This is a genomic window from Streptomyces sp. NPDC111802 (assembly GCF_055634335.1).
Genome location: NZ_JBVKCZ010000020.1, coordinates 125,833 through 146,317, shown reverse-complemented (window position 1 = coordinate 146,317; position 20,485 = coordinate 125,833). Strand labels below are relative to the sequence as shown.

The 20,485-nt window shown below is 71.3% G+C and carries 16 protein-coding genes; 10 read left to right on the top strand and 6 right to left on the bottom strand.

The window, feature by feature from the left end:
* Window positions 1-162 precede the first annotated feature (162 nt).
* Together ACZ7NC_RS23200 and ACZ7NC_RS23195 are read right to left on the bottom strand one after the other, a co-directional pair.
* On the bottom strand, window positions 163-2,412 hold the full coding sequence (locus ACZ7NC_RS23200; protein ID WP_471490858.1) for an MMPL family transporter: 2,250 nt from the start codon (window positions 2,410-2,412) through the stop codon (window positions 163-165).
* An 84-nt stretch (window positions 2,413-2,496) separates the two neighbouring features.
* Entirely contained in the window at window positions 2,497-3,150 is a 654-nt protein-coding gene (locus tag ACZ7NC_RS23195; RefSeq protein WP_471490900.1) for a pirin family protein, read from the bottom strand.
* 203 nt (window positions 3,151-3,353) lie between these two features.
* Between ACZ7NC_RS23195 and fasR the strand changes: the two genes are divergently transcribed.
* The 5 genes from fasR to fabF all read left to right on the top strand — a co-directional run bounded on the left by fasR (window position 3,354) and on the right by fabF (window position 8,317).
* A complete protein-coding gene (gene fasR / locus ACZ7NC_RS23190) occupies window positions 3,354-4,559 on the top strand; it encodes a fatty acid biosynthesis transcriptional regulator FasR (RefSeq protein ID WP_471490856.1) in 1,206 nt (401 codons plus the stop codon).
* 89 nt (window positions 4,560-4,648) lie between these two features.
* Window positions 4,649-5,560, top strand: coding sequence for an ACP S-malonyltransferase (locus ACZ7NC_RS23185; protein ID WP_471490854.1), 912 nt, complete (start codon window positions 4,649-4,651; stop codon window positions 5,558-5,560).
* Between the two features lie 15 nt (window positions 5,561-5,575).
* Window positions 5,576-6,607, top strand: a complete 1,032-nt coding sequence (locus ACZ7NC_RS23180; protein WP_471490853.1) for a beta-ketoacyl-ACP synthase 3 — start codon at window positions 5,576-5,578, stop codon at window positions 6,605-6,607.
* Between the two features lie 104 nt (window positions 6,608-6,711).
* Window positions 6,712-6,960, top strand: a complete 249-nt coding sequence (locus ACZ7NC_RS23175) for an acyl carrier protein (RefSeq protein ID WP_004001566.1) — start codon at window positions 6,712-6,714, stop codon at window positions 6,958-6,960.
* A gap of 85 nt (window positions 6,961-7,045) precedes the next feature.
* The gene (fabF, locus tag ACZ7NC_RS23170; protein ID WP_471490852.1) at window positions 7,046-8,317 is read left to right on the top strand and encodes a beta-ketoacyl-ACP synthase II; all 1,272 of its coding nucleotides are present in this window, start codon (window positions 7,046-7,048) and stop codon (window positions 8,315-8,317) included.
* Window positions 8,318-8,392: 75 nt separating this feature from the next.
* Here the strand turns inward: fabF and ACZ7NC_RS23165 are convergent, their stop codons facing one another.
* Entirely contained in the window at window positions 8,393-8,887 is a 495-nt protein-coding gene (locus tag ACZ7NC_RS23165; protein WP_383409940.1) for a DUF3145 domain-containing protein, read from the bottom strand.
* 269 nt (window positions 8,888-9,156) lie between these two features.
* Between ACZ7NC_RS23165 and ACZ7NC_RS23160 the strand changes: the two genes are divergently transcribed.
* Window positions 9,157-10,047 carry an SGNH/GDSL hydrolase family protein gene (locus ACZ7NC_RS23160; RefSeq protein WP_471490851.1) on the top strand — a complete coding sequence of 297 codons (891 nt, stop codon included), beginning with the start codon at window positions 9,157-9,159 and terminating at the stop codon, window positions 10,045-10,047.
* Window positions 10,048-10,057: 10 nt separating this feature from the next.
* On the top strand, window positions 10,058-11,035 hold the full coding sequence (locus ACZ7NC_RS23155; protein ID WP_471490849.1) for an aldose epimerase family protein: 978 nt from the start codon (window positions 10,058-10,060) through the stop codon (window positions 11,033-11,035).
* A gap of 90 nt (window positions 11,036-11,125) precedes the next feature.
* Here ACZ7NC_RS23155 and ACZ7NC_RS23150 read toward each other — a convergent pair whose 3' ends face one another.
* Window positions 11,126-13,561 (bottom strand): beta-glucosidase, encoded by a 2,436-nt coding sequence (locus tag ACZ7NC_RS23150; protein WP_471490848.1) that lies wholly within the window; start codon window positions 13,559-13,561, stop codon window positions 11,126-11,128.
* Window positions 13,562-13,781: 220 nt separating this feature from the next.
* Between ACZ7NC_RS23150 and ACZ7NC_RS23145 the strand changes: the two genes are divergently transcribed.
* Window positions 13,782-15,038: a pyroglutamyl-peptidase I gene (locus ACZ7NC_RS23145; RefSeq protein ID WP_471490846.1), complete on the top strand. Its 1,257-nt coding sequence runs from the start codon at window positions 13,782-13,784 to the stop codon at window positions 15,036-15,038.
* A 78-nt stretch (window positions 15,039-15,116) separates the two neighbouring features.
* On the opposite strand, the gene ACZ7NC_RS23140 is transcribed toward ACZ7NC_RS23145, so the two are convergent.
* Window positions 15,117-15,962, bottom strand: coding sequence for an EI24 domain-containing protein (locus ACZ7NC_RS23140; protein ID WP_471490844.1), 846 nt, complete (start codon window positions 15,960-15,962; stop codon window positions 15,117-15,119).
* Between the two features lie 221 nt (window positions 15,963-16,183).
* On the opposite strand from ACZ7NC_RS23140, the gene ACZ7NC_RS23135 reads away from it, so the two are divergent.
* Window positions 16,184-18,781 carry a M14 family zinc carboxypeptidase gene (locus tag ACZ7NC_RS23135; RefSeq protein ID WP_471490843.1) on the top strand — a complete coding sequence of 866 codons (2,598 nt, stop codon included), beginning with the start codon at window positions 16,184-16,186 and terminating at the stop codon, window positions 18,779-18,781.
* Window positions 18,782-18,790: 9 nt separating this feature from the next.
* Window positions 18,791-19,942, top strand: a complete 1,152-nt coding sequence (locus tag ACZ7NC_RS23130) for a serine hydrolase domain-containing protein (RefSeq protein WP_471490842.1) — start codon at window positions 18,791-18,793, stop codon at window positions 19,940-19,942.
* Between the two features lie 70 nt (window positions 19,943-20,012).
* On the opposite strand, the gene ACZ7NC_RS23125 is transcribed toward ACZ7NC_RS23130, so the two are convergent.
* On the bottom strand, window positions 20,013-20,432 hold the full coding sequence (locus ACZ7NC_RS23125) for an organic hydroperoxide resistance protein (RefSeq protein ID WP_471490841.1): 420 nt from the start codon (window positions 20,430-20,432) through the stop codon (window positions 20,013-20,015).
* Between the last annotated feature and the right edge of the window lie 53 nt (window positions 20,433-20,485).

The window sequence follows — 20,485 nt, the reverse complement described above, 5'->3', positions numbered from 1 at the left end:
GGACCGGGCCTTCGGGCCCTGGGCGATCGAGGCGTGGCCCGCCTTCACGGACGCGGTGCTCGCCGAGCTGTAGGCACGGTCACCTGTCCCGGGGCCCCGGCAGCGCGGGTGCGACCGCGGACCGGGCGTTCAGGCCATGGGCGATCAAGGCGTGGCCGGGCTTCACGGACGCGGTGCTCGCCCGGTTGTAGCCGTGGGTTTCAGGGGCTCGCCGGTTCCCTCGGTGTCGATGTGCGGCAGGATCCGGTCCAGCCACCGGGGTGTCCACCAGGCGTGCCGGCCCAGCAGCGTCATCACGGCCGGCACCATCAGCAGCCGGACCACCGTCGCGTCGATGAGCACACTGACGGCGAGGCCCAGGCCCAGCATCTTGACCACGATGTTGTCGCTGATGATGAAGGCCGCGAAGACGCTCACCATGATCAGCGCCGCGCAGGTGATCACGCGCGCGGTGATCTCCAGCGCGTGGGCGACCGCGTCCTTCGCGTCCCCGGTGCGCAGCCACGCCTCGTGCACCCGGGAGAGCAGGAAGATCTCGTAGTCCATGCTCAGGCCGAAGATGATGGCGAACATCATCATCGGCACATAGCTCTCGATGGGTACCTTGCCGTTCACGCCCAGCGCGGGCCCGCCCCAGCCCCACTGGAACACGGCGACGACGACGCCGTACGAGGCCGTGATCGACAGGACGTTGAGAACGGCCGCCTTCAGGGCGACGAGCAGGCCGCGGAAGACCGTGAGGACGATCAGGAAGGCCAGGGCGACCACGACGCCGATGATCAGCGGCAGCCGGCTCGCGACGATGTCGCGGAAGTCGACCTGCGCGGCCGTCGTCCCGGTGACGTAGCCGATGGCGTCGGTGCCCGACACCGCGTCCGGGAGGGTGTCGTCGACCAGCCGGTTCGTCAGGTCGGTGGTGTCCTTGTTCTGCGGGGACACCGACGAGTAGACCGTGCCGACCAGCACGTCGCCGTCCTGCGTCGGCGTCAGAGGGCTGACGAAGGAGGTCCCCGACTCGTCGCCCAGGGCCTGCTGGGCCTTCGAGGCGAGGTCCGAGCGCTGCGAGTCCGGTACGGAGGTCTGGTCGATGACGATGGTGAGCGGCCCGTTGGAGCCGGCCCCGAACGCGTCCGTCATCAGGTCGTACGCCCGCCGGTCCGTGAAGGACGTGGGGTCGGCGCCGTCGCCGATGTGGCCGAGCTGGATCGAGAAGACCGGGATGGCCAGCACGGCGACGGTGACGAGGCCGGCGGACAGGTAGCGCAGCGGATGGTGCTCGACGCGCTTGGCGTACCGGTGCCAGGTGCCCTCGGAGGTGTCGCCCTCCGCGTCGGTCTCGGCGACGGGTTTGCGCACATGCCAGCGGTCGACCTTGCGGCCGGTCAGCCCCAGCAGGGCCGGGACCAGGGTCAGCGCGCCCAGGACGGCGGAGACGACCGTGACGGCCGCGGCGACGCCGAGTTTGCCGATGAAGCTCACACCGGACACCCACAGGCCCATCAGGGCGACGATCACCGTCGTGCCGGAGACCAGCACCGCGCGTCCGGACGTGGCGGCGGCGTGACCGGCGGCGCGCACCGGATCGGCGCCGTCGATGAGGCCCTGTCGGTGCCGGGTGAGCAGGAAGAGCGCGTAGTCGATGCCGACGCCGAGGCCGATCATCGTGGCGAGGGTGGGCGAGACCGTGGCGAAGGTGAACGCGATGGCGAGCAGCCCCAGGCAGGCCAGCCCGCCGACCACGCTGATCAGCGCGGTGACCAGCGGCAGCCCGGCGGCGAGCACACTGCCGAAGCCGATCAGCAGGACGACGATGGCGACGGCGAAGCCGATCCCCTCGCTCAGCCGGTCGTTGCCCGCGGGCCGCGCCAGCTCGCCCAGCGTTCCGCCGTACTCGACATCGGCACCGGCCTGACGAAGGGGCTGTACGGCGGCGTCGACCCCGTCGAGGTAGCTCTCGCCGAGGAGGGAGGGCTGCTCGTCGAAGCGGATGGTGATGTAGGCGGTCTTCCCGTCCGAGGACACCGGCCCCACCTTGGAGGAGGTGGCGTCCAGCGGGTTCTGCGCGGACAGTACGTGCGGCAGTTTCTGGAGGTCGGCGACGGTGGTCGACATCTGCGAGCCGAGCGAGGTCAGGGACTTGTCGTCGTGCAGGACGATCTGGCTGTTGTAGCCGCCGGCCTGCGGATCGTGCTTCTTGAGGACGTCCAGACCGTCCTGGGACTGCACGTCGGACAGGGAGAAGTTGTCCGAGTACTCCCCGCCGTGGAAGTGGTTCAGGACCTGGAGCACGCCCAGGGCCACGACCCACGCGACGATCACGATCACGAAGTGGTGCGCGCACCACTCACCGAGTCGTCGCAGTCCCCCTCTAGGGGCGTCGCCCCGTCCCTCTGCGCCTCTGTGTCCGGCCATGCACTCGGCTCTTCTCTGCCGGGCGGGTGTCCAACACCTCCATTTGACGCTGCCTCAGCCACTTGGGCATCTCGGACCCCACGCCTAACCGGCCATCTCCCACATCAGCAGCTCCGCCGCGCTCACCCCCACGGCCTCCATGTCCTTGGCGTCCGTGATGCGCGCCGCGTCCCCGGCGCCCAGCTCCTCGCCGTCCAGGCGTACCGCACCGCGCACGACATGCACGTACAGATACGCCCCGTCCGGCACCGCCGTTCGCTCCCCTTCCGCCAGACGGCGTACATGCAGCATCGTGCCCGCCTCCGGAACGGCGTACGGCGTGGAGTCCGCGATGCCGTGGACGATCTCGTACGCCGGGTCGCCGCCCGGCGTCAGCGGGGCCAGCCAGGTCTGGACGAAGGTCAGCGGCGTGCCGGCGTCGTTGCGCTCCACGTGCCGTACCCCGCCCGCCGAGCTGAGCCGCTGCACGTCCCCGGGGCCGACCCGGGTCTCGTGGCCGGTGGAGTCGCGGTGGGTCAGCTCGCCCTCGACCACCCAGGTCACGATCTCGGTGTGGCTGTGCGGATGCTCGTCGAAGCCGGCGCCGGGGACGAGCCGTTCCTCGTTGCAGGCGATCATCGCGCCGAAGCGGAGGTTGTCGGGGTCGTAGTGCGGGCCGAAGGAGAAGGCGTGGCGTGACTCGATGCCGGAGGCCGGATCCCCTCCCGGATAGCGCTCCGCGGCGCGCCGTACGTCCATCACGGGCACCACCGTAGCCCCACCTGCGCGAGCTCACCGCGACCCTCGCCGGGGACCCGGACCCGGGGTGAGGGCCCACCGACGTGCACCGGTCCGACCACGCCGGCCGCGAGGGAGCCGTGGGGGCGCCCCGCGGGCGACCGAGCCATTCAGCACAGACCCTCCGGCACGCGCCCGCGTCCGGATAAGGCAGTCTTGTCCCCGTGCCCGAACCCGAAGCCCGTAAGTCCTCAGCCGCCGCGCACGCCGCCCATTCCCACTCCGCGACCCTGAAGCGGCTCGAGAAGTCCTCCGGTTCCCTCGCCGCGCAGGCCATCGCGCGGATGGACGAGACGCTGCCGTGGTACCGGGCGATGCCCCCGGAGAACCGTTCCTGGATCGGTCTCGTCGCCCAGGCCGGTATCGCCGCCTTCACCGAGTGGTTCCGGCATCCCGACGCGCCCCAGGCCATCTCCACCGATGTGTTCGGCACGGCCCCGCGCGAGCTGACCCGTGCCATCACCCTGCGCCAGACCGTGGAGATGGTGCGCACGACCATCGAGGTCATGGAGTCGGCCATCGACGAGGTCGCGGCTCCCGGCGACGAGAACGTGCTGCGCGAGGCGCTGCTGGTCTACGCCCGGGAGATCGCCTTCGCCACCGCCCAGGTCTACGCCCAGGCCGCCGAGGCACGCGGTGCCTGGGACGCGCGCCTGGAGTCGCTCGTGGTCAACGCCGTGCTCAGCGGCGAGGCCGACGAGGGCGCCGTGTCGCGGGCCGCGGCGCTCGGCTGGAACTCGCCCGAGCATGTCTGTGTCGTGCTCGGAACCGCGCCCGACGGGGACAGCGAGCTGACCGTCGAGGCCATCCGGCGAGCCGCCCGGCACGCCAAGCTGCAGGTGCTGACCGGGGTGCTCGGGGACCGGCTGGTGGTCATCGCGGGCGGCAGCGACAACCCGCTCGCCGTCGCCAAGTCGCTGATCGGGCCTTATGCCGCCGGACCCGTGGTCGCCGGGCCCGTCGTACCGGATCTGCAGGCCGCCACCCGGTCCGCGCAGGCCGCGGCCGCCGGCCTCAAGGCGTGTTCCGCCTGGCAGGACGCGCCGCGGCCGTGCCTGGCGGACGATCTTCTTCCGGAACGCGCCATAGCGGGGGATCCCAGCGCGCGCGAGCAGTTGGTGGAGGAGATCTACAGACCGCTGGAGGAGGCCGGGTCGGCTCTCCTGGAGACCCTCTCCGTCTATCTCGAACAGGCGAGCAGTCTGGAGGGCGCGGCACGGATGCTGTTCGTGCATCCCAACACCGTGCGCTACCGGCTTCGACGTGTGACTGACGTCACCGGCTGGTCGCCGTCCGATGTACGCTCCGCGTTCACCTTGCGCATCGCGCTGATCCTGGGGCGTCTGGTCGACGGCGATCTCCAGCTCTAGGCTTTTGTCGGGGGCCCACAAAACCCCCTCGTGTTCTTCGTCCTTGTCCCCACGGGCGGCGCTGCCCGTCCCCAAGAGAGAGTGTGAGAGTGCTCGTACTCGTCGCTCCCGGCCAGGGCGCCCAGACGCCCGGCTTCCTGACCCCCTGGCTCGAACTGCCCGGTGCCGCCGACCGTCTCGGTGCCTGGTCGGACGCCATCGGACTGGACCTCGCCCACTACGGGACGCAGGCAGACGCCGACGCCATCCGGGACACCTCCGTGGCGCAGCCGCTGCTCGTCGCGGCCGGCATCCTGTCCGCCGCGGCACTCGGTGACATCTCGCCGGGCGCCGTCGCCGGCCACAGCGTCGGTGAGATCACCGCCGCCGCCTACGCGGGCGTGCTCGACGACACCGCCGCGCTGACCCTGGTGCGCAAGCGGGGGCTCGCCATGGCCGAGGCCGCCGCGATCACCGAGACCGGTATGTCGGCGCTGCTCGGCGGCGACCCCGAGGTGAGCGTCGCCCACCTGGAGAAGCTGGGCCTGACCCCGGCGAACATGAACGGCGCCGGGCAGATCGTGGCCGCGGGCACCATGGAGCAGCTCGCCGCGCTGGGCGAGGACAAGCCCGAGGGCGTACGCAAGGTCGTCCCGCTGAAGGTCGCCGGCGCCTTCCACACCCACCACATGGGCCCCGCCGTCGACGCGCTGGCCGAGGCCGCCAAGGAGCTCGTCCCCGGCGACCCGAAGGTCACCTACGTCTCCAACAAGGACGGCAGGACGGTGGCCGGCGGCGCCGAGGTGCTGGAGCGCCTCGTCGGACAGGTCGCCAACCCGGTCCGCTGGGACCTGTGCATGGAGACCTTCAAGGAGCTCGGCGTCACGGCCCTGATCGAGGCGTGCCCGGGCGGCACGCTGACCGGTCTGGCCAAGCGCGCGCTGCCGGGTGTGAAGACCCTGGCGCTCAAGACCCCCGACGACCTGGACGCTGCTCGCGAGCTCATCGCAGAGCACGCCTGACAAGGAGCCCGGAGCATGGCGAAGCTGAGGCCCAGCAAGGGCGCCCCGTACGCACGCATCCTCGGTGTGGGCGGTTACCGCCCGACGCGGGTCGTGCCCAACGAGGTGATCCTGGAGAAGATCGACTCGTCCGACGAGTGGATCCGTTCGCGCTCCGGCATCGAGACGCGGCACTGGGCGAACGACGAGGAGACCGTCGCCGCGATGTCGATCGAGGCGTCCGGCAAGGCGATCGCCGACGCCGGGATCTCCGCCGAGCAGATCGGCGGCGTGATCGTCTCGACCGTCTCGAACTTCCGGCAGACCCCGGCCGTCGCGACCGAGATCGCCGACAAGCTCGGCACGAACAAGGCCGCCGCCTTCGACATCTCGGCCGGCTGCGCGGGCTTCGGCTACGGCCTGACGCTCGCCAAGGGCATGATCGTCGAGGGTTCGGCCGAGTACGTCCTCGTGATCGGCGTGGAGCGGCTGAGCGACCTCACCGACCTGGAGGACCGGGCCACGGCCTTCCTGTTCGGCGACGGCGCCGGCGCGGTCGTGGTCGGCCCCGCCCAGGAGCCGCACATCGGCCCGACCGTGTGGGGTTCCGAGGGCGACAAGTCCGAGACGATCAAGCAGACGGTGCCGTGGGACGAGTACCGGATCGGCGATCTCTCCAAGCTCCCGCTGGACAGCGAGGGCAACGTGAAGTTCCCCGCGATCACGCAGGAGGGCCAGGCGGTCTTCCGCTGGGCCGTGTTCGAGATGGCGAAGGTCGCCCAGCAGGCGCTGGACGCGGCCGGAATCACCCCGGACGAACTGGACGTCTTCATTCCGCACCAGGCCAACGAGCGGATCATCGACTCGATGGTGAAGACTCTCAAGCTGCCGGAGCACGTAACGGTCGCCCGCGACGTGCGCACCACCGGCAACACCTCGGCCGCCTCGATCCCGCTCGCGATGGAGCGGCTCCTGGCGACCGGCGAGGCGAAGAGCGGCGACACCGCGCTAGTCATCGGATTCGGGGCGGGTCTCGTATACGCCGCCACGGTCGTTACTCTCCCCTAGGCACTCCGTGCCGGATCATGCGATCCGGAACGGAAAAAACGCACCACCTGCCGCTGCCGCGGCGGGCGCCAAACCCTCTGAGATATCTACGAAGGAGCGCCAAGATGGCCGCCACTCAGGAAGAGATCGTCGCCGGTCTCGCCGACATCGTGAACGAGATCGCCGGCATCCCGGTTGAGGACGTCCAGCTGGACAAGTCCTTCACCGACGACCTGGACGTCGACTCGCTGTCCATGGTCGAGGTCGTCGTCGCCGCCGAGGAGCGCTTCGACGTCAAGATCCCCGACGAGGACGTCAAGAACCTCAAGACCGTGGGTGACGCGACCGACTACATCCTCAAGCACCAGGGCTGATCACCGATCAGGCCGCTGGGCTGACTGCCCCGCCACCCGGCGGTGGCGCCGCTGAATCCTCGTATCCGTTGGAGAAAGAATTCCCGTGAGCCCGACCAATCGCACCGTGGTCGTCACCGGTATCGGCGCAACCACACCGCTGGGTGGCGACGCAGCCTCTACCTGGGAGGGCCTGGTCGCCGGACGTTCCGGCGTCAAGCCCCTGGAGCAGGAGTGGGCCGCCGACCAGGCGGTCCGTATCGCCGCGCCGGTCGCCGTGGAGCCGACCGAGGTCATCCCGCGGCCGCAGGCCCGCCGACTGGACCGTTCGGCGCAGTTCGCGCTGATCGCCGCCCAGGAGGCCTGGAAGGACGCCGGGTTCGAGGCGAAGGCCGGCGAGGACCCGACCGTCGACCCCGACCGCCTCGGTGCGGTCATCGCCTCCGGCATCGGTGGCGTGACGACGCTGCTCGACCAGTACGACGTGCTCAAGGAGAAGGGCGTCCGCCGCGTCTCCCCGCACACCGTCCCCATGCTGATGCCGAACGGCCCCTCCGCCAACGTGGGTCTGGCCGTGGGCGCCCGCGCGGGCGTGCACACGCCGGTCTCCGCGTGCGCGTCGGGTGCCGAGGCCATCGGCTACGCCATCGAGATGATCCGCACGGGCCGCGCCGACGTCGTCGTCGCGGGTGGCACGGAGGCGGCGATCCACCCGCTGCCGATCGCCGCGTTCGGCAACATGATGGCGATGTCCAAGAACAACGACGACCCGCAGGGCGCGTCGCGTCCCTACGACGTCGCGCGCGACGGCTTCGTCCTCGGCGAGGGTGCCGGCGTGATCGTCCTGGAGTCCGCCGAGCACGCCGCGAAGCGCGGGGCCCGGGTGTACGCCGAGGCGGTCGGTCAGGGCATCTCCGCCGACGCGCACGACATCGTGCAGCCCGAGCCCGAGGGCCGTGGCATCTCGCACGCGCTGCAGAACCTGCTGGAGCGCACCGACCTGGACCCGGCGGAGATCGTGCACGTCAACGCGCACGCGACGTCCACGCCGGCCGGTGACATCGCCGAGCTGAAGGCGCTGCGCAAGGTGTTCGGTGACGACGCCGACCACATGGCGGTGTCCGCGACGAAGTCGATGACCGGGCATCTGCTGGGTGGTGCCGGTGGTGTCGAGTCCGTGGCGACGGTGCTCGCGCTGTACCACCGCCTCGCTCCGCCGACCATCAACGTCGAGAACCTCGACCCGGAGGCCGAGGCGAACGCGGACGTGGTCCGCGGTGAGGCTCGGAAGCTCCCCGTGGAGGGCCGTATCGCCGCGCTGAACGACTCGTTCGGGTTCGGCGGGCACAACGTGGTGCTGGCGTTCAGGACGATCTGAGAAGCTTCCATACGTACGTGAAGGGCCCCCACCTCCCAAGGTGGGGGCCCTTCATGTACTTCATGTCTTCGAACCTCAGACCACCTGGTGCAACCAGCGCACCGGCGCTCCCTCACCCGCGTACCGGAACGGCTCCAACTCGTCGTCCCACGGCTTGCCCAGGAGCTTGGCGATCTCCGCCTCCAGGTCCGTCTCGCCGCGCTGGGACCTCGCCAGCGCCGCGCGCAGACGGTCCTCCGGGATCAGGATGTCGCCGTGGATGCCGGTCACCGCGTGGAAGATGCCCAGTTCGGGAGTGCAGCTGTAGCGCTCGCCCTCGGCGGTGGGGCAGGGCTCGGCCGTGACCTCGAAGCGCAGGAGGTGCCAGCCGCGCAGGGCCGACGCCAGCTTGGAGGCCGTGCCCGCCTCGGCCTGCCAGCTGAACTCCGAGCGCCAGGTGCCGGGCGCGGCCGGCTGCCGGATCCAGTCGAGGTTGACGCGTGTGCCGAGCACCCCGGCGACGGCCCACTCGACGTGCGGGCACAGCGCGCGCGGCGCGGAGTGCACGTACAGAACTCCACGTGTCGTCACCGGTACCTCCGGGCAGAGCGGACATCTTGCGAACTGGCGGACGATCGTGGCCGGGCAGCCACGTTGATGGCGAGGCTACCGTGCGGCGGCGCAAGGAGTGTGACGTACCGTCGGTCCAGGTGCCGTGAAACGTCCGCCATTCACCCGGTGGGACGCTTGTACGGGTGTGAGCCGTTGCATGATCCGGGCGGGAACCCTTGTGCGTTGTTATTGGTTGGAGACATCAGTGGGTGTGGCCGACCGGGACGAGCGAGGGGATGGACCAGGGCATGCGGAAGCGACGGCACCTTTCGCTCGCTGTCTTCGCCGCCGTGACCGCGGCCGTTGTGGGTGTCGCGGGCTGTGACGCCGTCGGCGGCGACTCCCCGGCGCCGTCCGGCAGCGAGACGCGCGGCGCCCGTCCGTCGCCGAAGCCGACGCCCGCCTGGGACCGCAGCCCCGCCTCGGTCGCGGCCGTGGGCGACTCCATCACCCGTGGATTCGACGCCTGCGGTGTCCTGGCGGACTGTCCCGAGGTCTCCTGGGCGACCGGCAGCAGCCCGAAGGTCGACAGTCTGGCGGTACGGCTGCTGGGGAGGGCGAAGGCGGCCGAGCGGAGTTGGAACTACGCGGTGACCGGGGCGCGTATGACGGACGTGGCCGGGCAGATGGCCCAGGCGGTCACCCGTAGGCCGGAGTTGGTCGCGGTGATGGCGGGGGCGAATGACGCCTGCCGGGCGTCGACCGGCGGCATGACGTCGGAGGCCGACTTCCGGACGCAGTTCGAGGACGCGATGAGCACGCTGCGAAAGTCCCTGCCGAAGACCCAGGTGTATGTCGCGAGCGTGCCCAGTCTGATGCGGCTGTGGGAGCAGGGCCGGACGAACCCGCTGGGCAAGCAGGTGTGGAAGCTCGGCATCTGCCCGTCGATGCTGGGCGACGCCGACTCCCTCACGGCGGCGGCCAACGAGCGGCGCGAGACGGTGCAGGCGCGGGTCGAGGCGTACAACAAGGTGCTCAAGGAGGTCTGCGAGAAGGACCTCCGGTGTCGTTTCGACGACGGGGCGGTGTACGAGTTCCGCTTCGACGGCCAACAGCTGAGCCAGTGGGACTGGTTCCATCCGAGTGTCAACGGTCAGGCACGGCTGGCCGAGATCGCCTACCGCACGGTCACGAACTAGTGTTCCGCTCATGAGCGAACACTTCGGCACACTTTCGGACGGCACCGAGGTCCACCGCTGGACCCTGGAGCGTGCGGGCGTACGGGTACGGGTGCTGTCGTACGGCGGGATCGTACAGTCGCTCGAGGTGCCGGACCGGGACGGGCACGCGGCGAACGTGGTGCTGGGGTTCGCCGACCTGGACGGCTACCTGGACAACCCGGGGCCGTATCTCGGCGCCCTCGTCGGCCGGTACGCCAACCGGATCGCGCACGCCCGCTTCCCGCTGGACGGTCTGACGTACACGCTCGAACCCAACAGCCCGCCCAACTCCCTGCACGGCGGCGCGCACGGCTTCGACAAGCGGGTGTGGGAGGTGACCCCGGTCGAGCACGGGGTGCGCCTCGACCGGGTCAGCCCGCATGGCGAGGAGGGCTTCCCGGGGCTGCTGGAGGTCTCGGTGACCTACACGCTCGATGCCGACGGCGCGCTGCGGATCGCGTACGAGGCGGTGACGGACGCGCCGACCGTGGTGAACCTGACCAACCACAGCTACTTCAATCTGGCCGGGGCGGGGTCCGGCGACGCGGGCGGCCATGAACTGCGGCTGGCCGCCTCCCGGTTCACCCCGGTGGACGAGAGTCTCATCCCGACCGGCTCCCTGGACGAGGTCGCGGGCACCCGCTTCGACTTCCGTCAGGCACGCAAGGTCGGTGCCGGGTACGACCACAACTTCGTGCTGGACAAGGGAGTGACGGTAAGCCCGCGGGAGGTCGCCGAGCTGTACGACCCGTCGACCGGGCGAGCGCTGACGGTGGCGACGACCGAGCCCGGCCTGCAGCTCTACACCGCCGACCATCTGACCGGGCCCTTCGCCCCCGGCGACGGCGTCGCCCTGGAGACCCAGCACTTCCCCGACTCGCCGAACCGGCCCGACTTCCCGACCACGGTGCTGCGGCCGGGCGAGGTGTTCCGCTCGGAGACGGTGTACGGCTTCTCGGTGCGCTGATCCACCTCACCCACGGATCCGCCGCACCCACGAGCCCCGGCCCGGGCGTCAGGACCTGGACCGGGGCTGTTCCTGGGTACTTCTCCCGGATCAGACGTTAATCGTCGCCGTCACCCGGCGGTCGGCGATCGAGCGTCCCACCTGGATCTCGTACGAACCCTTCACAAGGGTCCACGAATTGGTCGTCTCGTCCCACGTCTCGAACGCCCGGCGCGGGATCCCGATCACGGCCTCGGCCCGCTCCCCCGGCTCCGCCGCCACGCCCGCGAACCCGGCCAGCCACCGCGCGGGCCGCTCGGCGTCCGGCTCGCTCGGCGCCAGATAGACCTGCACGACCTCGCGTCCCGCACGCTCACCGCAGTTGCGGACGCGGACGGTGACCGTGGTGCCCTGGACCTCGGCGGACTCATACGTCCAGTCGGTGTAGCCGAGGCCGTGTCCGAAGGGGTACGACGGGGCCCGGCCCGCCTTCTCCCAGGCGCGGTAGCCGATGAAGACGCCCTCGGTGTACGGCAGTTCACCGGCCGAGGGGACGACCTCGGTGACCGGGGCGTCGGACAGGGAGCCCCAGGTGGTGGGCAGCCGGCCACCCGGCTCGTGGGCGCCGGTGAGGACGTCGGCGAGGGCCGCGCCGCCCTCCTGCCCGGGGAACCAGCTGAGCAGCACGGCGGCCACGTCCTCGCGCCACGGCAGTTCCACCGGGGAGCCGGAGTTGACGACCACGACGGTGTTCGGGTTGGCGGCGGCGACGGCGCGGACCAGGTCGTCCTGGCGGCCGGGCAGCGAGAGGCCGGTGCGGTCGAAGCCCTCGGACTCGACGCGGTCGGTGGTGGCGACCACGACGACGGCCGTGTCGGCGGCGCGTGCGGCCTCGACGGCCTCGGCGATCAGCTCGTCGGGGTCGCGCTGCGGCTCCTGGTGGGCGAGCGTGAAGCCGACGACCTTCATCGGAATGCCCTCGGGGAGCTCGACGACGTGGGTGAGGCAGACCTCGACCGGTTCGCCGGCGGTGAGTTCGGGCCGGGCGCGCGGGACGGGGGCGCCGAAGAAGGTGATGAACGGGTCGTCCTTGGCGGGGCGCTGGACGTCGTCGTAGTACGTGGTGCCGCCGACGGTGAGCCTGAAGGCGCCGATGCCCTTGATGCCGAAGGTGTGCGGGCCGGTGTCACGCGGGGTGAAGGTGCCGGTCAGCTCGACGGTGTGCAGGGTGTCGTGGGTGACGCCGTCGGGGAGGTCGGAACCCATCCACTGGATCTGCCCGTTGGGGGCCGATCCCGTGCCGATGACGTCGCCCTTCGCGTCCCGGCACACGGCCCGCAGCTCGAAGCCCTGGTCGGCGACGCCGAGTTCGGTGTTCGGGTCGGCGCCGACGGCGTAGGTGAGGGTGCCCTCGGGGAGGGCGGCGGTGAGGCCGTCGAGCGGGGAGACGATCCGGGCCGGGAAGACCGTCGCCGAACCCCCGCCGAGGACGCGGGCGTCGCGGGCGGCGGCGCCGATGAGCGCGACCGTGCCGTTCGGCCGGAGCGGGAGGGCGCCCTGGTTGCGGACCAGGACGAAGGAGCGGCGGGCGATGTCGCGGGCCAGTTCGGTGCCGTCGACGGTCTCGGGAAGCTCGGTGACGACCGGCTCGGCGCCCTTCAGGATGCCGAGGCGGGCGGCGAGCCGCAGGACGTTGCGCACGGCGTCGTCGACCTTGGCCTCGGCGACCTTGCCGTCCCGTACGGCCTGGGCGAGGGCGTCGCCGTACACCGTCTGCGGGCCGGGCATGGCCACGTCGAGACCGCCCTCGATCGCGCCGACCGTGGACCTCGCGGCCATCCAGTCGGAGACGTTGCAGCCGTCGAAGCCCCATTCGCCGCGCAGGACCTCGTTCACGAGGTGGTGGTGCTCGGTCATCGTCGTGCCGTTGACCGTGTTGTAGGCGGTCATGACGCCCCAGGGGCGGGCGTTCGCGACGATGATCTCGAAGGGCGCCAGGTAGAGCTCGCGCAGGGCGCGTTCGCTCACGGTGTTGTTCACCGTGAAGCGGTCGGTCTCGGCGTCGTTGGCGACGAAGTGCTTGACGGTGGTGCCGACGCCGCCGGACTGGACGCCGCTCACATAGCCCGCGCCGATCGTCCCCGTCAGACAGGGGTCCTCGCTGTACGCCTCGAAGTGGCGCCCGCCGAGCGGGGAGCGGTGGAGGTTGACGGTCGGGGCGAGCAGCACATGGACGCCCTTGCGGCGGGCCTCCTGGGCGAGGAGGGTGCCGGCGCGGCGGGCGAGGTCCGGGTCCCAGGCGGCGGCGAGGGCGGTGGGCGAGGGCAGCGCGACGGACGGGTCGTCTGCGGTCCAGCGCACGCCCCGGACGCCGATCGGGCCGTCGGACATGACGAGGGACTTCAGGCCGATCTCGGGGAGCGCGGGCAGGGTCCACATGTCCTGGCCGGAGAGCAGCCGCGCCTTCGCGTCGAGGTCGAGCGCGGCGAGGGCAGCCTCGACGGCCGCCTCGCGCGCTTCGTCGGCCTGGGTGCGGGTTCCCGCCATCGGGTGCCTCCTCGTCGAAGTCCGTCCACGTCTCCATCCTTCCTCGGCCACACGCGAAGGACTCGAAACCGCAACCATCAATTGAAAAACCCCCACGGCGAGCAACCGCGTTCGTCCGTGCCGGCCCGCACCATGGCGTAGGCCGCTCCCGCCACGCGATACTTCCGGCGTCCCGCACGAAGCAGCTCTCCCCCACCGTGACGGAAGGACCGGAACTCCCTTGAATTCCATACGTGTTCGGATCGGCGTCCTCGGACTCGCTCTGCTGGCCGGCCTCTCGGCCCCGACGGCGGGGACCGCTGCCGCCGCCGGGACGGCGTCCGCGCCGACCGTCGAGGAACAGCGCCTCGACAAGGCGGTCCCGCAGGAGATACTGCGCCGCTCCGGATTCGACGTCCTGGCGACGGAGTTCGCCCGGGATCTGAAGGCGGCTCGCTCCTACCCGCAGGCCCGCCGTGTCGTCGTACGCGAGGGGGCGGCGCTGTGGCGCAGGGCTGTCGAGCGGGCGCAGGGGCGGGGGCCGGTCGGGGGTGATCTGAGCCGGGACGACGATCGGCCGCTGTACTGGGCCCGGTTGTCGATGACCCGGGAGCTGCGGACCTGGGAGTCCGGGTTCGGGTTGAGCGACGGGCAGCGGGGCGCGCTGCTGGATGTGCTGGAGCGGACGTCGCGCGGGCAGACCGACATCCGGTATCCGCACGGCGGGCTCAAGCGGGTTCTGGTCACCGGGTTCGATCCGTTCACCCTCGACCGTGACATCCGTATCTCCAATCCTTCGGGCGCCACCGCGCTCGCGCTCGACGGCACGGTGATCGAGACGGCGGACGGTCCGGCGCGGGTGGAGACCGCCGTGTTCCCGGTGCGCTGGCAGGACTTCGCGGAAGGGACGGTGGAGCGGACGCTGCGGCCGTATCTGGGGCGGGTCGATCTCTTCACGACCGTGAGCCAGGGGCGGATCGGGCGGTTCGACGTCGAGCGGACCAACGGGGCCTGGCGGGGCGGCTTCCCGGACAACGAGAACGTCTCCCGCACCGAGACCGTCCCGGTCACCGATCCGGCCTCACAGCCGCAGTGGACGACCACGACGCTGCCCTACGCGGCGATCGTCGCCGCCGGCACCGGGCGTTTCCCCGTGTACGACAACACCGGCGTGACCGAGATCCCGGCGGGCGGCACCCAGGCCGTCGTGCGGCCGGACGGGCCGACGCCGGGCTCGACCGCGCGGGCCGGGGGTGGTGGGGACTATCTCTCCAACGAGATCGCGTACCGGGCGACGCTGCTGCGGGACCGGCTGGGGCTGCACGAGGCGCTGCCGGGTGGGCATGTGCACACGCCGGTGCTGCAGTTCGGAGCGGGGAACACGGATCCGGCGACGGGAGCGGTGACGGATCCGGAGTTCGTGCGGAACCGGTTGGACATCATCGCTCAGGTGCGCGGGATTGTGGGCGTGGCGGTGGCGGCGACGTCGGCATCGTAGGGAACCGGCATTGTCGTTGCCGTCGTCTGGGGGCTGTCGCCCCCAGGCCCCCGCATCGGCCCTGAACGGGCCTCGTCCTCAAACGCCGGACGGGCTGGAAGATGCCGACCGGCGCTGAGTGGTGTTCGTCGGCTGCCCGTCAAGAGGGGCCGGCTCCTCCCCTCCCCTGCCTTCCACGGTCTCCTCCCCCAGCAACTCCCGCGCCATCAGCGTCGCCCCCGCCACCGCCCCCGGCATCAGGAACACAGCCACGAACGGCACCAGGAAGGCCAGGCCCAGGGGGGTGCCGAAGCCCCAGATCAGGGTCTTGCGGGAGCGGAGGAGGGTGAGGCGGTCGCGGAGTTCGACGCGGCGGCGCTGGAGGGCGACCGCCGTGAGTTCCTCGGTGAGGAAGAAGCCGGTGACGAAGAAGCCGATCACCGGTACGACCGTCTGGCCGACGACCGGGATGAAGCCGAGGGCGAAGAGCAGTACGCCCCAGACGAGGGCGCGCAAAACGATCCGCAGGCTGTCACGGGCCGAGATCAGCAGCTCGCGCCAGAGGGGCAGGCCGGACTCGGGGGCCGTGCCGTCGGGGGAGACGTCCCGGTCCACCTTCTCGGAGAGGTTCTCGTAGAAGGGCTGGCCCATCAGCAGGGTGACCGCGGTGAAGGTGAGGACGGCGAGGAGCAGGCCCAGAGCGAACAGTACGGCGGTGAGGAAGCCGCGGAAGACGCCCTGCCAGGGACTCGACCAGTCGTCGGCGAACGGTGTCGACCATCCCACGAAGTCCTCGCCCCAGAGCCCGAGGGCGACCAGTGCGCCCGCGTAGAGCACCAGGGTGATCAGGCCGGGGATCAGCCCGAACCCGTACTGCCTGCCGTGCCGGGCCACCCATCGCTGGCCCTTGAGGAGATACCTGAAACCGGCCCCGAGATCGCGCATGAGCCGAACTCTAGCCGGGACTTGTCACACCGGAGTCACAGCTGCTCCACGGCCGGGCTCACCGCCGGTGACCGCGCGCTCGGCCGGGACCGTATGCCGCCTCGGGCTGCCCGCAGATGCGCCATCCGAGGCATCCGAGACACCAACTCCCTCTTGTTGCGGTTGAGTCGAACAGGTACACCTCGCCGTACCGATCTCAGGAAGTTCCGGAGGAGGTACGCGTGCGCACCACGAGAACCGTTCCCGCGAGACCCGTACTGCTCATCGCCCTGGCCCTCACCACGACGGGCTCCCTGCTCCTGGCCACCCCGTACAACGCCACGGCGGGTCCCCGGCCGCCCCGGCCCCCGGTCCACCGAGAGGCCGCGCTCGATCAGGACGCCGCACGGACGCCCTTGAGCGCGGCCGGGCGGGCCCTCGCCGATGCCGGCGCGGCCACCGAGGCCGGCTCCGAGGCAGCGCTCGGCGACGACGGCCGCGGCTACCCCCGCCGGCAGGTACTCGCCCCCGACCCGGAGAACCCGGCCGACAAGTCCATCAAGCTCGGCCTCACCCCGTACCACGCCATCGCGCCGAAGCTGAACGCCCTCCAGGCCCTCGGTGACCGGGTCAGCGTCGAGGTCGCGGGCCGGTCGGCCGGCGGGCACCGGCTGTATCTCGTCACCGTCACCGCTCCGGAGACGGCCCGCCAGGCCCGCGCCCAGGCGCGGATGCGCGAACTCATAGAGGACGCGCCCGCCGTCGCCGCCAAGTCCCCCGAGATCAAGCGGGCCTACAAGGCCCCGGTCTTCCTCAACAACAACATCCACGGCAACGAGTGGGAGGGCACCGACGCCTCCCTCGCCCTCATCGAGCGGCTCGCGACCGCGCGGGACGGCAGGACGCGCGACCTCCTCGCCCACAGCCGGCTCTACTTCAACATCACCGCCAACCCGGACGGCCGTATCGCCGGAACCCGCGCGAACGCGAACGGCTTCGACATGAACCGGGACTTCGCCACCGCCTCGCAGCCCGAGGTGCGGGCGATGCGCCGGATCATGGTCGACAAGCAGCCGGCCGTCATGCTCGACCTGCACGGCTACGTCAACGGCACCCTGATCGAGCCCACCACTCCCCCGCACGGCGAGAACTACGAGTACGACCTCTTCCTGAAGAACACCTACGCCAACGCCCTCGGCATGGAGGCCGCCGTCAACGGCCTCGGCCACACGCCGGAGGAGGACGGCGTCCAGCCCGCGCAGATCCCGTTCCGCGACCAGGAGGAGGGCTGGGACGACTGGCCGCCGATCTTCACGCCGCAGTACGCGGCCTTCCACGGCACGGTCGCCGCGCACACGGTGGAGATCCCGATGCGGGTGAACGGCTCCGACTACGACGCCCTGCCCGTCACCGAGCTGCGCCGCCGCTCCGCGATCAACGTCGACGTCGCCGGGGCCGCCCTGCGCGCCACCCTCGACTTCGTCCGGGCGAGGCGCGCCTCGCTGGTCGCCGACCAGATCGAGGTCTTCCGGCGGGGTGCGGCCGGGGCGGCACAGGTACCGGTGTCGCCGCGGACCGTCCCGGGTGTCCCCGGTATCGGCCCCGAGGACGTCTACACCACGACCTTCCCCCGCGCCTACGTCATCCCGGCCGGCCCCACCGCACAGCGCTCGGCGCCCGCCGCCGCCCGCCTCGTCGACCACCTTCTCGCCAACGGCGTCCGCGTCACCCGCGCGCTCCACGCCTTCCGGCTCGGCGGACGGACGTATGCGAAGGGCTCGCACGTCGTCGACATGCGCCAGCCCAAGCGCGGGCTGGCGAACGCGCTGCTCGCCGACGGGCGGGACATCAGCGACAAGGTGTCGGTGATGTACGACATCTCGGGCTGGAGTCTGGGCCGGCTGTGGGGCGCGACGGTCGAGCCCGTGACACGCGGAAGCCTCCTCGGCGCCCCGCTGCGGCCGGTGTCGGCCGCCGCGCGGGTCGGGTACGTCGCCCCGCGTGGCGATCTGCGGCTGCGCCTGGACGACCCGCGCGAGATCGCGGCGCTCAACTCCCTTCTCAGGGACGGCGTCTCGGTGCGGCGGGCGGTCGACGGGAGTGCGGTCGTCCCGGCGTCGGCACGCGCGCGGGCCGTGACGGCCGCGAGGACGTATGACGTCGCCTTCGACGCCACGACGGCCAAGGGCGCGGCCCCGCTCCACCGCACCCGCGTCGCCGCCGCCGTCACGCCGGGTGAGCTGCTGGCGCTGCGGGAGATGAACTTCGAGGTCGCACCGGTCTCGACGGAGGCGCTGAACGCCGGCTTCGACTGGTCGTCGGTGGACGTGCTGTTCGTGTCGGCGGGGCTGGAGCACGACGACCTGAGCGAAGCTGCCCGTACGGCACTCGACGCCTTCCTCGCCGGGCACGGTCTGGTCGGCCGGGGGTCCACGGGCGCCGCGCTGAACACGGCGGCCGGCTTGCTGGCCGTGAAGCCGGTCGAGGGCAACGAGGACGCCAACGGAGTGGTGCGCGTGGTGAATTCGGACAGTCTCCTCATGCGGGGCGCGCCGTCGCACGGCTTCGTCTACGCGCCGGTGTGGTTCACCGACCTCGGTCCTGACGTCCGGGTCGAGCAGGCGTACGCGACCGGTGATCCGCTCGTCTCCGGGCACTGGCGGCCGTCGCAGGACGGCTCCGGCGGCCCCTCGGACGCGGCGGGGCGGGCCGCGGTGGTCAGCGGTCCGCGGGCGGTGCTGTTCGGTACCGAGCCGCTGTTCCGGGAACATCCCAAGGGTGAATTCGCCCAGGTGGGAAGGGTGTTGTTCGGCATGGCGCAGACCAGTGGCAGCAGATGAGGAGAGCGGATGACGCAAGGGATCCAGGGCACCGTCGCGGCCGGCTTCGAGCCGGTGCGGGAGGAGTTCGCCGCGTTCGTGGCGGGGGAACCTCCCGACTACGAGGGGCAGTTGTGTGCCTACGTGGACGGCCGGAGGGTCGTCGACCTGTGGGCCGGTGACGGCTGCGACGCCGACTCCCTCTACGGCGTGTTCTCCTCCTCCAAGGGCGCCGCGCACCTCGTGGTCGCGCTGCTCGTCCAGGAGGGCACGCTGGAGCCGGACCGGAAGGTGACGTACTACTGGCCGGAGTTCGGGGCCGAGGGCAAGGGCGGCATCACCCTGCGCGATCTGCTCGCGCACCGGGCCGGGCTGGTCGGGCTGGACGCCGGGTTCAGCAGGGCCGAGTTGGCCGACGACCGCGCCATCGCCGAGCGTCTCGCCGACCAGCGGCCGTTCTGGCGGCCGGGCACGGCCTTCGGCTATCACGCGCTCGTCATCGGCGCGCTCACCGGTGAGGTCGTACGGCGTGCCACCGGCCGTACGCTCCAGGAGGTCTACGAGGAGCGGATCCGGGCCCCGCACGCCCTGGACTTCTACCTCGGACTGCCCGAGAAGCTGGAGCCGCGCTATCGCTCCGTGCAGCCGATGGCGCCGACGCCGGCGCAGCGGGCGGTGCTGGACTCTGCGCCGACCGGGCCGCACACGCTGGCCTCGATCGCCTTCAACACGCATGTGCCGGAACCGGGGGAGCCGGCGGACTACCCCAACTCCCGTGCCGTGCGGGCGAACGGGCCCGCTTCGGCGGGCGGTGTCGCGTCCGCGCGCGGGCTCGCCGGGATGTACGCGGCGGCCGTCAGCGAGGTGGACGAGCGGCCGCCGCTGCTGAAGCCGGACACGATCGCCGAGGTCGGCCAGATCCACTCGACCGGCCACGACCTGGTGACCAGGACACACAAGTCCTTCGGCCTGGGCTTCCAGGCGGTGTCCGACACCTGGTACCCGTTCCTGGGCGCGGGCTCCTTCGGCCACAGCGGCGCGGGCGGCTCCCAGGCCTTCGCGGATCCCCGCAGCGGTCTGGCCTACGGCTACACCCGCCGCCGCTGCGCCTTCCCGGGAGGGGCGGCACCGGAGAACGAGCGGCTGGTGCGGGCGGTGCACCGGGCAGCGCTCGCGAGCTGAGACAGCGTGCGCGACAGAGGCCGCACCCCACGTCCAGGAGTGCGGCCTCCGTCGTACACAGCGAGCCGTGTCAGACGAGTGTCACGGTGATGTTCCCCCGGGTCGCCTTCGAGTACGGGCAGACCTGGTGGGCCTTGTCGATGAGCCGCTTCGCGGTCTCCGTGTCGACGTTCGGGATCTCCGCCGAGAGCTCCACGATGATCCCGAAGCCGTCGTCGTTCTTGCCGATGCCGACCTTCGCGGTGACGGTCGAGCCGGAGACGTCGGCCTGCTCCTGGCGGGCGACGACGCCCAGGGCGCCCTGGAAGCAGGCGCTGTAACCGGCCGCGAACAGCTGCTCCGGGTTGGTGCCGGAGCCGCTGCCGCCCATCTCCTTGGGCGGGTTCACCACGACGTCGAGCTTGCCGTCGTCGGTGGCGACCCGGCCGTCGCGACCGTTCTCGGCGGTGGCGACGGCGGTGTACAGGACGTCGGTCTGCTGGATGGACATGCGGTGTCTTCTCCTCCTCGGTCCGCCGCGACTCGCGCCCACGATCGACGACG

Coding starts and splice junctions, on each gene's coding strand:
- ACZ7NC_RS23200 (WP_471490858.1), bottom strand. CDS start 2,412: ATGGCCGGACACAGAGGCGCAGAGGGACGGGGCGACGCCCCTAGAGGG.
- ACZ7NC_RS23195 (WP_471490900.1), bottom strand. CDS start 3,150: ATGGACGTACGGCGCGCCGCGGAGCGCTATCCGGGAGGGGATCCGGCC.
- ACZ7NC_RS23180 (WP_471490853.1), top strand. CDS start 5,576: ATGGCGAAGCTGAGGCCCAGCAAGGGCGCCCCGTACGCACGCATCCTC.
- ACZ7NC_RS23175 (WP_004001566.1), top strand. CDS start 6,712: ATGGCCGCCACTCAGGAAGAGATCGTCGCCGGTCTCGCCGACATCGTG.
- ACZ7NC_RS23160 (WP_471490851.1), top strand. CDS start 9,157: ATGCGGAAGCGACGGCACCTTTCGCTCGCTGTCTTCGCCGCCGTGACC.
- ACZ7NC_RS23155 (WP_471490849.1), top strand. CDS start 10,058: ATGAGCGAACACTTCGGCACACTTTCGGACGGCACCGAGGTCCACCGC.
- ACZ7NC_RS23150 (WP_471490848.1), bottom strand. CDS start 13,561: ATGGCGGGAACCCGCACCCAGGCCGACGAAGCGCGCGAGGCGGCCGTC.
- ACZ7NC_RS23140 (WP_471490844.1), bottom strand. CDS start 15,962: ATGCGCGATCTCGGGGCCGGTTTCAGGTATCTCCTCAAGGGCCAGCGA.
- ACZ7NC_RS23130 (WP_471490842.1), top strand. CDS start 18,791: ATGACGCAAGGGATCCAGGGCACCGTCGCGGCCGGCTTCGAGCCGGTG.
- ACZ7NC_RS23125 (WP_471490841.1), bottom strand. CDS start 20,432: ATGTCCATCCAGCAGACCGACGTCCTGTACACCGCCGTCGCCACCGCC.